This window comes from Paenibacillus sp. FSL P2-0089, from assembly GCF_038595095.1.
In the GTDB taxonomy this organism is placed as follows: domain Bacteria; phylum Bacillota; class Bacilli; order Paenibacillales; family Paenibacillaceae; genus Paenibacillus_AQ; species Paenibacillus_AQ silagei.
Genome location: NZ_CP152006.1, coordinates 5,453,812 through 5,466,656, shown reverse-complemented (window position 1 = coordinate 5,466,656; position 12,845 = coordinate 5,453,812). Strand labels below are relative to the sequence as shown.

Genomic DNA, 12,845 nt, shown 5'->3' with positions numbered 1-12,845 from the left:
CTTGGAAGACTCAGGACTGCAGCCGCTGCTCCAGCCTGGACCAGACGGGCAGATAGCATAACGGCAGTACCCCAAGCGAACAGACGACGTTGAAAATAGTCTGGGCATGGGCGAGCTGGGCGGCAGGTCCGCCGCCGATCGAGGCGGACAGGGCTTGCAGCGGCTGGGTGAAGGGCAGGAATAGCAAGGCGCCGCCGACATTCAGCGTCACATGCGACCAGGCGACGAATACGCCGGAGGGCGTACTGCCGATGGCGGCAATGACGGCAGTGACGCAGGTGCCGATGTTCGCACCGAGGACGATGGCGATGCCAAGCCCAGGCGGCATCACGCCGCTGGCGGCGAGGCCCATCGCCATGCCGATGACTGCGGCGCTGCTGTGCACCATCGCCGTCAGCACAGCCCCGGCGGCCAGCCCCCAAAGTGCGCTGGTTGCGGCATGCCCGAGGAACCAGCGGAACAGGGGGCTGCCTTCCAGGGCGGGGCTTATGGACTGCATGACCGCGATGCCCCACAGGACGAGCGCGAAGCCGGTGACCGCGAGGCAGATGAACTGCAGCGGTCCCGAGATCCGGCGGAAGACCTCAAGCAGCCGCCAGGACTGCGGGGCCAGCTCGCCGGCCATCACGGCGGCGGCCCACAGGCAGAGCGCCGCGATCAGCAGCGGCGCGGCCAGCGTGCTGATCTGCAGGCTGATCAGCTCCGTTGTCAGGCAGGTGCCGATGTTGCTGCCGAGAATAATGCCAAGCGTGCGGGCATAGGTCAGCAGCCCGGCATTGACCATGCCGATGGTCAGCACCGTTACAGCGGTGCTGCTCTGCAGCAGCGCCGATAGCAGGGCGCTGACGATCAGGCCTTTGGCAGGTGTGGAGGTAGCCTTGTGCAGGCTGCGCTTCAGCAGCGGACCGGCCAGCCGCGACAACGAGGCTTCCATCACCTTCATCCCGGCGAGGAATATGACAAGACCATAGAGGACAGGGAATAACAGTTCACGGATCATAAGGACAGGCTCCTTTTTGAACGGGGGTTGTACCAATATATGAACGCCAGGCATAGGACATGTATATTAATCTGGCAACAAGAATAGGGAGTTGAAGGTATTGGCATCAGTAATTCTGGAACGCAACCGTAAAAAAAGACTGGAGCAGGGCCATCCATGGGTCTTCGCCAGTGAAGTAGCATCTGTAGACGGAGATCCGCAGCCAGGCGGACTGGTGGATGTTCTGACCCATCAGGGGCGGTACTTGGCTACCGGGTATTATAATCCGGCTTCACAGATCCGGGTGAGAATTCTGTCGCAGCATAAGCTGGCGGCGATGGACACGGCGTTTTTTGCACAGCGGTTCTCGGACTGTCTGCGGCACAGGGAACGCTTCCTGCCGGGGGCGGACGCTTACCGTCTGGTCTACGGGGAAGCGGATTTTCTGCCGGGGCTGATCATTGACCGCTTCGGTGAAGTCCTTGTGGTGCAGCTGCTGACACTGGCTATGGATCAGCACCGCTCCGAGATTGTGGAGGCGCTGGCACAGGTGATGGCGCCGCGTGGCATCTACGAGCGCAGCGATGTCAGTGTGCGGGAGCTGGAGGGACTGGAACAGACCACGGGTGTGCTCTACGGCGAATGCCCGCGCCACATTACCGTAAGTGAGAACGGGCTGAAGGTCATCGTTGATATTGAAGAGGGGCAGAAGACCGGCTACTTCTTCGATCAGCGGGAGAATAGAGCATCGATTGCTCCGCTGATGAAGGGCTGGGGCGTGCGCAGCGGAATTACACTGCAGAATGTAGCTGCTGAGGATGGTTCACTCCAGATGCTGCCGGTCAACAAAAGCGGCAAGCCTGTCACCTTCCCGTACTGGGATGGTGCGACTGTGCTGGAATGCTTTGCGCATACGGGAAGCTTCACATTGCATGCCTGCAAGTACGGTGCCAAGAAGGTAACCTGCCTGGATGTATCCGCACATGCCATCGAGAGTGCAAAGGCCAATGTGGAGATCAACGGATTCAGCGACCGGGTGGAATTCGTGGTAGATGATGCATTTGCCTTCCTGCGCAATCAGGTCAAGGGTCAGGAGGAACGCACTGAGCGGGCTACGGGCGGCACAACGGCGGAAGGGAAAACCGGAAGCAAACCGGCTGCCAAGGCGGACACCGCGAAGCCGATGACCGCCGGGGGCGGACGCACGTGGGATGTCGTGATTCTGGACCCGCCTGCTTTTGCCAAGACCAAAAGTGCAGTGGCAGGGGCCGTACGCGGCTACAAGGACATCAATCTGCAGGGTATGAAGCTGGTGAATGACGGGGGATATCTGGTCACGGCCAGCTGTTCATACCACATGCAGCCGCAGCTGTTCCTTGACACGATCATGGAGGCGGCCAAGGATGCCGGCAAGGTGCTGAGACTGATCGAATGGCGGGCCGCAGGCAAGGATCATCCGCAGATTCTCGGCGTGGACGAGGGGCATTATCTGAAGTTTGCCATCTTTGAGGTGCGCAGCAAATAGAAGTTTCAGACCCGGCGGGCCAGCCGGTTTTGCGGGAAGAGTCTCTTTTATAGAGGCTCTTTTTCTATTTTTTACAATAGTACAGAATTTAATTGTTCTGAGGTCCTGTAAAGTACCTGCGTAAATATTGATGCTACAGATCTAGTTAAGTGGGGTTCTGGTGTAGAGTGCTCTGAGGGATAAGTATGGAAGGTGGCAGAGGGGTGCGCGGTAAACGTTCTATGTGAGAAGGGAGAGGGTAAATAGGCATTCATACAAATAGATGTATTTGGTACAGTTAAAAGACCGCCCAAAACCAGAATAGCTGAGATAGGTGTATTCTGTACAATTAAAATCGGCTCGGAGTAACTATGGAGATGAAAATCTGATTTTTAGTTGCAGAGAATACACTTAAACCTGTTAACGAGCCATTTTGGCCGCTTTTAGTTGTACCAAATACACCTAAGCACAAAATCCGCTCCAATCCCCCCCACCGCCCCAATCCTGCCAACGCCGTGCCCGTCTCACGCCGCCCACCCCAGTCCCGCCAACGTCGTGCCTTCGGCCCGCCGCCCCAGCTCAGTAACATCCTCCCCTTTCAATAGTTGATTTCCCTATCCCGGCAGCGTAGGCGGACCCTCTATAATCAAGGTACAGATTCTAAGGGGGGCCGTTTATGAAACAGAAAAAAATACATGCCTACGTCTTCGTATTTCCCAGCTTGTTCCTGACCCTGGTGTTCGGCATTTATCCTCTGCTGTGGGCCTTGCGGTATATGTTCTATGACTATCAGGGGTTTGGGACGCCTGTATTTATCGGCCTCGATAACTTCGGGCGGGTAATGCGCGACCATCAGTTCTGGTCCGCTGTCGGCAATACCGGGATCTATGCGCTCGGCAAGCTCGTGGTGACGATTCCGATGTCGCTGCTGCTGGCGATTATCCTGAACCGCAAAATGAAGGGGCGTTCCTTCCTGCGGGCGATTTATTATCTGCCTACGATCTTCAGCGCCTCGGTGATGGCGATTGTCTTCTTCATTATTTTCAACTCCTATAACGGGATCTTGAATCAGCTGCTGATCCGCTTCCAGATCATCAGCGAACCGGTTGGCTGGCTCAGCGCCGACCATGCGATGATGACCACAATCATTATTGCTATCTGGGGTGCCGTCGGTAACTATATGCTGTTGTTCCTCGCCGGACTCCAAGGCATTCCGAATGATCTGTACGAAGCGGCCTCGCTGGACGGGGCGAATGAATTCCAGAAGCTGAAGAATGTGACCATCCCGCTGCTGGGACCGGTGATGCAGATGATTATCATGCTGGCGATCACCATCTCGCTGAAGGGTTATGAGAGTATTATGGTGCTGACCGAAGGCGGGCCGTACGGCAAAACAGAAGTCATGTACCTGTACCTGTTCAAGCTCCTGTTCCCGGTCTCGGCGGAAGCGCAGTCCATCCAGCAGCTCGGCTATGGCAGCGCAGTCGGCTTCACCACTGCGGTCATTGTGGGCGGCGTGACGCTGGTCTACTTCCGGATCTCCAAGAAATTAAACGATGTGTACTAGAACCGACAGGAGGAGAGCAGAATGAATAACACCCGTACTCATACCCATACCCGTCCCGTCATGTCCCCGCTGCTGACCCGCTTGCTCGGCAAGGCTGTGCTCTGGATCTTTCTGATTGCGGCCGCCCTGCTGGCCTTGTTCCCGATCATCATGGTCGTGCTGGGCTCGTTCAAGACGAACCAGGAGCTGACCGGCAGTGCAACCATCTGGCCGTCAAGCTGGCATTTCTCGAACTACCTGGAAGCGTGGAAGAACGCCAACTTCTCCCGCTATACGCTGAACAGTATATTTGTAAGCGTGGTCACCACTGTCGGCACTTTGCTGGTGGCTTCGATGTCCGCCTATGCCGTAAACCGGGTGTCTTTTATCGGCAAAAAAGCGTACTCCCTGCTCATGGCCTCCACGCTGTTCATCTCCATCGGGGCCGTAGTGCTGCGTCCGCAATTTGACCTGATGGTCATGCTCGGCCTGAACAAGACGCTTTGGGGTGTCATTATTATCCTGATCAGCGCCCATGCCACCTGTTATTTCATCTTAATCGGCTTCTTCCAGAGCATTCCGCGCGACCTGGACGAAGCGGCGATGATCGATGGCTGCAACTTCTACTCTGTCTACCTGCGTATCATCTTGCCACTGCTGCGGCCTGCGCTGGCGGTTGCCGGACTGGGGGCGTTCCAGGGGTCCTGGAATGAATATATTCTGCCGCTGGTTTTCACGATGAGCAATCCCCAGCTCCAGACACTTCCGGTCGGGCTGGCGAATCTGCGCTACGGAATCGGAGCGGCGTCAGAGGTACAGCTGATGATGGCCGGCGCATGTCTGTCCATTTTGCCGCTGCTGGTGGTCTATGTATTCGCCAACAAATCCTTCATGCAGGTGACACTCGGCGCCGTCAAAGGGTAGTCCCGGAAAGAGTAGTGTTCCGCCTGCACTGTTGTTACAATGGGTTGCAAGGAGTGGTTCACGGATGAAACTCGGTTTCTACAAGCAGTCTTTGAAGAAAAGAATTCAGGTGCTGTACATCTTCCTCGCCATTCTCTGTATCAGTGTAACCGGAGTCGGTTCGTATCTCTTCGCGGCGCGCAGCATTCAGGGCAGTGCGCTTGAGCTGAAGCAAGGCATCCTGAACAAATCGGTTCAGGTGATGGACGAGCATCTCCGGCATATCGTGGTCTCTTCCTTTTCCCTGATGCTGGGTGAAAGCTTTGGTCAAGTGATGAAGGATGTCAGCAACAATAATTCCGCTCATTATTATCAGAATTTGTCGCTGCTGCAGACCTCCTTTGACCAGCTTAAGCTGGTGGAGCCGCTGATCGATGCGACCTATCTCAGTACGCCGATTGGCGATTTTTACTCCACTAAGGATTTCCCCGAACGGAAGACTAACTTCAAGGAGAAGTACGGGAGCTATCTGGAGCGGCCGGGCTGGAATACCTTGTGGCTGGGGGCGCATCAGAGCGAGTTGTTTCAGTCGAAGGGCCGGGTGCTTTCGTTGCTGCTGAAGCCAACGGTAATTGACAATCATAATTTCCCGGACGTCTATATGGTTGTGAACATGAAGGAGGAGGCGATGCGGTCTATCCTGGAGCAGGATCTGATGAATAATCAGGTTCAGCTCTTTTTGCTGCAAAAGGATGGATCGATGGTCATCCGGCCGGAGACGCAGACCTATGCGTTCAATACAGAGCAGAATTTCGTCAGCCGGTTCAATGAAGGGACGGCAGGCGATTTCAACTATATCAATGCCTCAGGCGAGGAGCTGCTCGTCAATTACAGCACGCTGTCGATGAATGAGGACTGGGTCATGTTCAGTATTCAATCCAAAGCAGACCTGCTGCAGCCACTGAAGCAGATCCGCTGGCTGATCTTCTGGATTATGCTGATCTGTACCGTGGTCGCGCTGGCCTTGTCCAACCTGCTCGCCTCTGCACTGCTGGGACCGCTCAACAAGCTGCAGCGTCTGATGGTGGAGGTAGAATATAACGACCTGGATGTGCGGTTTCAGAGCCGTTATGAGGATGAGGTGAGCGCCGTGGGCCATAAGTTCAACCGGATGCTGGACCAGATTCAGGTTCTGATTCAGGAGGTGCGGACCTCGGAGCAGGAGAAGCGCAAGTCGGAGGTCAAGGCGTTACAGGCGCAGGTGGACCCTCATTTCTTATACAACACGCTGAATACGATCTTCTGGAAAAGCGAGAATGGCGAGAAAAGCGATGTCAGCGAGATGATCGTCGCCTTGTCGCTCCTCTTCCGCCTGGGGCTGAACAACGGGAATGATATTACGACCCTCCAGCAGGAGGTCCAGCATGTCCGGCAGTATTTGCAGCTCCAGCAGAAGTGCTATGAGAATCTGTTCACTTATACGATTGAGGTGGAGGATGATGCCTGCCTGTCCGTGCGGATGTTGAAGATTCTGCTTCAGCCACTGGTGGAAAATTCAATTCTGCATGGCTTCCGCGACAAAGCGGAGCTAGGCAGAATTGAGATCCGCATCTACCGCGCTGCCGGATTCCTGATTCTGAGGGTCACGGACAACGGCTGCGGCATGGATGCCGCTCAGCTTGCGAATGCGGTGAACGGCACCGAAGCGGAGCGCAGGGGATATGCCTTGCCCAACCTGCGCAGCAGGCTCAGCCTGCATTACGGTGAATCTGCATCGATTGCCTTCAGCAGCATTCCCGATATTGCTACAACTGTAACCGTCACGATACCGATCCTCTAGGAGGCTGCCATGAACCCATTGACCTTGTGCGTAATGGATGATATTCAGACTGTCGTCAAAGGAATTGCTTCAACGATCCCGTGGGCGGATCATGGAATCGAGGTGGCGGGTACCGCCGGCAACGGTGAGCAGGGCTGGGAGCTGCTGCTGGAGAAGGACCCCGACATCGTAATCAGCGATATCCGTATGCCGAAGCTCAGCGGTCTTGAGCTCATGAAACGGGCTGCCGAAGCGAAGCTGCGGGCCGAATTCATATTCATCAGCGGGTATTCGGATTTCAGCTATGCGCAGGAGGCGATCAAGCTGGGCGCCTCCAACTATTTGCTGAAGCCGTTCACCCAGCCGGAGATTGTGGACGCTGTGCTGAAGGTGAAGCAGACTATTGAAGAAGAGCGGGCGAGAGCAGAGCAGATACAGCAAATGGAGCAGAAGATGATGGCCAGCCATGCGCAGCTGCGCCAGGATTATCTCACCGCTCTGCTGCGCCAGGAGACCAATATCAGCCTGAGTGACAGCCGCTGGCAGGAGCTCGGCATCGACCTGGATGCCGGCAATCTGCTGGTGATGGCTATTGAGCTGGACTGTTATACCGAATACGGATACACCCTGCATCTGGATGACAGTGAGATCATTCCTTTTGCGATCAAGAACATCCTGGACGAGACGCTGAAAATGCACACGCGCGGCGTTGTACTGCGCGAGAGCAGACAGCGGCTGGCCGCGATCTTTAATCCGCCAGAGGCCGTGGATACGGTAGAGCTGCTGGAGCTGTGCCGTGAGAATGTGGAGAAATACAGCAAGAATACCGTTTCGATCGGCCTTGGCACAGCGGCACGGGGACCGCGTGAGATCAGGGCCTCCTTCGTGCATGCGGCCAAAGCACTGGCCTACCGCTTTTACAGTGAGGGGAATTGTATCTTCCGCTTCACAGAGCTGGACCCGGAGAACCGCGCAGCCCCGGACTATCCTGAGGAGAAGGTGAAGGAACTGCTGTACGCGCTCAAATCCGGCAATGAAGAAGGCTGTCATGAGATCATCGGCGAGATCTTCCGGCGGTGGACCCTCTCCGGCAGATATCCTGATCCGCTATCGATGGTCCGTCTGTTGTCCGGGCTGACCTTCGCTATGTACCGGGCGTTCTGTGATGAAATCACGGAAGAGGAGCGCATACAGCTGGAGGCTGACTTGACGGCGCTTGAGGAGAACCGTTCTTTAACCTTTGGCGGGTGGAAAAGCTATATCAAGCACTTCGCCAGCATGGGCTGCGAATTCGTCGATAGCAAGCAGTTCCGTGATGTAACGCAGTCCATTAACCGCGCCAGAGAATATATCCGGCTGCATCTGGAGGAGAATCTGACCCTGAACAGCTGCGCGCAGGCCGTCCATCTCAGCCCGAGCTATTTCGCAGGCGCCTTCAAGAAGGAGACAGGCATGACGCTGATTCAGTATATTACCAAGCTGCGGATGGAGCGGGCGAAGGAGCTGCTGATTGCCGGGGCGCAGGTGCAGGAGATTTCCCTGATGCTCGGCTATGAGGACCGCCCGTATTTCAGCGGCCTGTTCAAAAAATACTGCGGACTTACGCCCACAGCGTTCCGGCAGAAATACCTGAAATAAGGAGGAGCCGAAGGAACAGGGACAAGCATTTTTCCCCCCTTACAAAGTTAGAATGTCCCTCACCCCACTGAAAGCGGAACCATTATGATTACGTTAACAGATAGCCGATTGCAGGCTGTCAGGACAAGCACAAGGGGGCATAACGATGGATAAAAAATGGGTTGTTGCAACAATGAGTACAGTGCTGGCACTGAGTCTGGCCGGCTGCGCTGCCGACAGCAATAAGGAGCCCGCGGCAAGTAACAGCAAACCGGCGGACGCCAAGGGAGATAACGGAGCAGCAAGCGGCGGCAAAACCAAAATCCTCTACTGGACACCCGACCGTCACGACGCCGATTTCATGAAATCCAAGATTGATGAATTCAACAAGACGAATAAGGATAACATCGAAGTGGAAATGACCGTGATGGGGGACAATTATCCGCAGGCGGTAGATATCGCTTTTGCCAGTAAGCAGGCTCCTGATGTGCTTCAGATCAACGACTTCCAGACCTATTACAAAAAAGGCTACATGGCCCCGATCAATGATTATATGAGCAGTGAGATGAAGGAGACCTTCAAGGACAGCCTGCTGGAGAACAAGAATACCGTGGACGGCAAGACCTATACCCTGCCCAACACCGGACAGATCTGGAGACTGATCTATAATAAAGATATCTTCAAGCAAGCGGGCATTGAGAATCCGCCAAAAACTCTGGACGAGATGGTTGCTGCCGCCAAAAAGATTACCGATACCGGCAAAAAGGACGGCATATACGGCTTCGCCAGCCCGTTCAAGAGCTCAAGCGGCTTCTGGCGTGCATCCAATACTGTAGCTGGTGCGAGCAACAATACCGGCATTGACGGCTACAATTACAAGACCGGACAATTTGATTTCAGCATGTATAAGGATATTGCGCTGGCCCTGCATCAGATGAACGAAGACGGCAGCATGCTGCCGGGCGTAGAGAGCCTGGATATCGATCCGCTGCGTGCGCAGTTCGCCCAAGGCAAAATCGGCATGTACATTAACCACTCCGCAGAGCCCGGCGTCTACAAAGACCAGTTCCCGACCACCGCTAATTGGGCTGCCGTTGCTGTACCGACTACGGACGGAACGATTAAGGGTGCATCGCAGATCATCGGCGGCTCCTACATCGGCATCAGCGCAGACAGCACGCACAAGGAAGCAGCGTGGAAGTTCATGGAGTATGTGTACAGCGACAGCCTGCAAAGCGAGTATTATGAAAAAGGCTACGGCATCTCCCTGATCCCTACAGTCATCAGCTCCGGCAAAAAACCAAGCATTCCCGGCATTGAAGGCTTCCTGCCGAAGCGTTATGACGCGATTTATCCGGCGAACCCGCTGACCATTACAGAAGGGTCACTGGAAGGCAGCAAATGGAGCGATGCGTTCTCGGCATTCGTCTTCACCGGCGGCGATGTGGACAACATTATCAAAGACCTGGATACCCGGTATAATGTCTCATTAGAGAAAGCAAGAGCCTCCGGCGCAACGGATATTGTGGCCGATCCAAGCTTTGACGCATCGAAGCTGCAGGGTAAATTATCCACCGAGGAATAAGAGGTAAGGTTCAGGTGGCGGCCGATGCATGATAGATTCGGCCGCTTTGTTTTGGGGCCCCCCGCAAAGTACCTGAGTAAACATCGGAGCAAAGCCCCACTTTGTGGGGATTTTTAAAGAGAGGAGCAGATCCGAAATGATTATAGAGAATAGCCAAGCCGCAAAGACGGTTCTGAATGAGAGCAGTTCCCGCACCCTGCTGGCAAGAGGCGGATCACTGATGATGGTGGAGGTTACCTTCGCCAAAGGCGGCATCGGGGAGGTTCATTCCCATGATGCGCATGAGCAGATCAGCTACATTGTGAAGGGCAGCTTTGAGGTCAAGGTCGGGGAGGAGACGCGTATTCTGAAGGCGGGCGACAGCTTCTATGCCGGCTACAATATTCCGCATGGTGTGAAGGCGCTGGAGGATTCCGTGATTCTGGATGTGTTCAATCCGTTTCGTGAGGACTTCCTGGAGAAGCAGGAATGAAGGATTATTATCTGAACGCATCTGAGCTGCGCAGCGCTGCCGCTTATTATGTCCGTCATTTCCCCAACGAGGCGCAAAACTCGGTCCAGATTGCCGAGCATGCCGTGGACAATGAATTCATTATTCCTTATACCGGTGATCTGAGCCGCTGGATTCCGCTGGGCAAGCCGGTGGTAGACTGGCTGCATAATCCTACGAACGACCCCGAATTCACCTGGGGCATCAACCGCCACTGGCATATGCTGGATCTGGGCAAGGCCTATCTGATGAATGGCAAGCCGGAATACGTTACGGCCTTTATGCAGCATTTCCGCAGCTGGCGCGAGCAGAACCCGGTTCCTGTGATCCCGTCGTATGAGGAAGCGGTCTTTTTCCAGAAGCTAGGTCCATGGCGTCTGCTGGAGACCGGCCTGCGGGTGCAGTCATGGATCTCTGCGTACAAATATATGGAGGACAGCCCGCTGCTGGATGGACACTTCCGCAGTGAGCTGCTGGAGGGGCTTGCGGAGCATGCTGAATATCTGACCCGCTACCTGGGCAGCACGGAGATCAATCATGCGATTATGCATATGCAGGGCCTCTATATGATTGCTGTCTTCCATCATGAGCATCCGCGCGCACCGTATTGGCGGCAACTGGCCGGGGAGCGCCTGGAGCTGTGCCTTTTGCATCAGGTCGGGCCGGAAGGGATTCAGATTGAGCTGACCACCCATTATCATGATGCGGCCATTGAGATGTTCGGAACGCCTTATCTGCTGGGCGCGTTATCCTGCCACCCGTTCTCCGCCTGGTACGGCGGGCAGCTCCGCAAGATGGCCGCGTTCACCGAAGCGCTGGTCCGCCCGGATCACCAGTCCACCGGGATCGGCGATTCCGACTGGATCAGCAGCGGCCGGCAGCGGCTGACGCTGCTGGGCGCCATTCTGAAGGATGATGCACTGGTCGGACGCGGCACGGGCAATGCAGAATGCCTCTGGCTGCTGGGAGCCGAGGCGTATGAGCGGTGTGTGCAGCTTCAGGCGGAGTCTGCGCCTTCGGTGAGCAGCGTGGCTTTTGTGCAGACCGGGTATTATGTGATGCGGGACCCGCAGCAGTATCTGTTCTTCGATGCCGCAGAGATGGGCGGAGCGCACGGTCATGCCGATGCGCTGAATCTGGAGTGGATGTGGAACGGGCAATTGCTCTTCACCGATACCGGGAGGTACACCTATGAGGAAGGGGAATGGCGCCGTTATTTCAAAAGCACCCGGGCACACAACACTATTACCATAGACGGGTTGGATCAGACGCCGTATATCTCTACCCAGCAATGGGGCGAGCCTGTGGCTAAGGCCAGCACCTTCCGCTGGGAGAGCAACAGCCGTTACCACTTCATTGATGCCGCGCATAACGGATACATCCGTCTTCCCGGTCCGGTAATGCACCGGCGCTGGGTGCTGCTGGGCGTGGAGGTGCCGCTGTTGCTGATTGCCGACTGGCTGGAGGCGGATGGCGAGCATGAGCTGGAGCAGCGGTTCCATCTGCACCCGGAGGCGGTGCTGGAGCTGTCTTCCGGAGCCGGAGCGGCTGGAGAAGCCGTGACCGGAGCCGGAGAACCCGAAGTCGCAGCCGGAGCCGCACAGCCTACAGCAACCGTGGTCTATCCCGGCTCTACAGTGAAGCTGAATATGAGCTGGATGACCAGCGGCCTGAAGGATGAACAGTTCACGGTGAGTAAGGAGCAGGGCTGGGTATCGGAGGTCTACGGCTCCAAATCGGAGATTCCGGTAATCGAGGGCCGGGCGGCTTGGTCCGGTAAGGCTGGAATTCTGACCCTGTGTCTACCCGGCGATAAGGCGGACAACAGCGGTCCGCTACACGTGAGCACCTGCGTGGTGGATGCGGAGCGGCGGCGGGTCGAGCTGTCCTATGTATACGGAGATGCGAGCGGCACCATTGTAATCGGCCCGGACACCCTGGGCTGGACGGAGCGGAAGGAATAAGCATTTTGTGCTGGAAGTTATTAAAGATAAGAATATTAGCAGATAAGACTTCTCCGCTGGCCGTTTTCCGGCTGCGATAGGCTTAAATGCACTTTGTACAACTAAAACATCCGATGTCGAATCGATTACCTGTTTAGGTGTATTTCGTACAATAAAATATTCACGCATTGCCGGTTCTTGCCTCTTTGGGCAGATTTAGTTGCACAGACTACAGCTATACGAGAAAAGTATGCTGTTCCGCTGCTTTTAAGTGTACATTCTACAACTATCCCTGTCTTGCCCTTCACTTGGGAGGAGTTGCAGCAGTAACTGTTAGCCTTGAACCTAATTGACATGATTTATTCAGACTCTTCCGCCCGCCGCTTGCACGGCTCAGGGAGAGTCTTCTTTATTTCTGCATTTGCAAACAATGGCAAACGTACGTTCTGGAGCGGGCGG

Annotated in this window: 9 protein-coding genes; 8 read left to right on the top strand and 1 reads right to left on the bottom strand. The window is 55.4% G+C overall.

What is annotated here, in order from left to right:
- Positions 1-10 precede the first annotated feature (10 nt).
- Positions 11-1,000 (bottom strand): Na/Pi symporter, encoded by a 990-nt coding sequence (locus NST69_RS22890; RefSeq protein ID WP_342550214.1) that lies wholly within the window; start codon positions 998-1,000, stop codon positions 11-13.
- A gap of 100 nt (positions 1,001-1,100) precedes the next feature.
- Here NST69_RS22890 and NST69_RS22885 point away from each other — a divergent pair, with 100 nt between their 5' ends.
- From NST69_RS22885 to NST69_RS22850, 8 genes are all read left to right on the top strand, one after another.
- Complete coding sequence (locus tag NST69_RS22885; RefSeq protein WP_342547227.1) at positions 1,101-2,504, top strand: class I SAM-dependent rRNA methyltransferase; 1,404 nt, start codon at positions 1,101-1,103, stop codon at positions 2,502-2,504.
- A 655-nt stretch (positions 2,505-3,159) separates the two neighbouring features.
- Positions 3,160-4,050: a sugar ABC transporter permease gene (locus NST69_RS22880; protein WP_340979952.1), complete on the top strand. Its 891-nt coding sequence runs from the start codon at positions 3,160-3,162 to the stop codon at positions 4,048-4,050.
- Positions 4,051-4,110: 60 nt separating this feature from the next.
- Positions 4,111-4,953, top strand: a complete 843-nt coding sequence (locus tag NST69_RS22875) for a carbohydrate ABC transporter permease (protein ID WP_051477952.1) — start codon at positions 4,111-4,113, stop codon at positions 4,951-4,953.
- 64 nt (positions 4,954-5,017) lie between these two features.
- Entirely contained in the window at positions 5,018-6,772 is a 1,755-nt protein-coding gene (locus NST69_RS22870) for a histidine kinase (protein ID WP_342547226.1), read from the top strand.
- A 9-nt stretch (positions 6,773-6,781) separates the two neighbouring features.
- Positions 6,782-8,389, top strand: coding sequence for a response regulator (locus tag NST69_RS22865; RefSeq protein WP_340979948.1), 1,608 nt, complete (start codon positions 6,782-6,784; stop codon positions 8,387-8,389).
- Between the two features lie 145 nt (positions 8,390-8,534).
- Entirely contained in the window at positions 8,535-9,953 is a 1,419-nt protein-coding gene (locus NST69_RS22860; RefSeq protein ID WP_342547225.1) for a sugar ABC transporter substrate-binding protein, read from the top strand.
- 136 nt (positions 9,954-10,089) lie between these two features.
- On the top strand, positions 10,090-10,425 hold the full coding sequence (locus tag NST69_RS22855) for a cupin domain-containing protein (RefSeq protein WP_076082538.1): 336 nt from the start codon (positions 10,090-10,092) through the stop codon (positions 10,423-10,425).
- Complete coding sequence (locus NST69_RS22850; protein ID WP_342547224.1) at positions 10,422-12,407, top strand: alginate lyase family protein; 1,986 nt, start codon at positions 10,422-10,424, stop codon at positions 12,405-12,407. Before NST69_RS22855 ends, NST69_RS22850 begins: the two co-directional genes overlap by 4 nt.
- Positions 12,408-12,845 lie beyond the last annotated feature (438 nt).

Excerpts from the sequence above, each read along its gene's own strand:
- NST69_RS22850 (WP_342547224.1), top strand. The coding sequence starts at position 10,422 with ATGAAGGATTATTATCTGAACGCATCTGAGCTGCGCAGCGCTGCCGCT.
- NST69_RS22855 (WP_076082538.1), top strand. The coding sequence starts at position 10,090 with ATGATTATAGAGAATAGCCAAGCCGCAAAGACGGTTCTGAATGAGAGC.
- NST69_RS22860 (WP_342547225.1), top strand. The coding sequence starts at position 8,535 with ATGGATAAAAAATGGGTTGTTGCAACAATGAGTACAGTGCTGGCACTG.
- NST69_RS22880 (WP_340979952.1), top strand. The coding sequence starts at position 3,160 with ATGAAACAGAAAAAAATACATGCCTACGTCTTCGTATTTCCCAGCTTG.
- NST69_RS22865 (WP_340979948.1), top strand. The coding sequence starts at position 6,782 with ATGAACCCATTGACCTTGTGCGTAATGGATGATATTCAGACTGTCGTC.
- NST69_RS22875 (WP_051477952.1), top strand. The coding sequence starts at position 4,111 with ATGTCCCCGCTGCTGACCCGCTTGCTCGGCAAGGCTGTGCTCTGGATC.
- NST69_RS22870 (WP_342547226.1), top strand. The coding sequence starts at position 5,018 with ATGAAACTCGGTTTCTACAAGCAGTCTTTGAAGAAAAGAATTCAGGTG.
- NST69_RS22890 (WP_342550214.1), bottom strand. The coding sequence starts at position 1,000 with ATGATCCGTGAACTGTTATTCCCTGTCCTCTATGGTCTTGTCATATTC.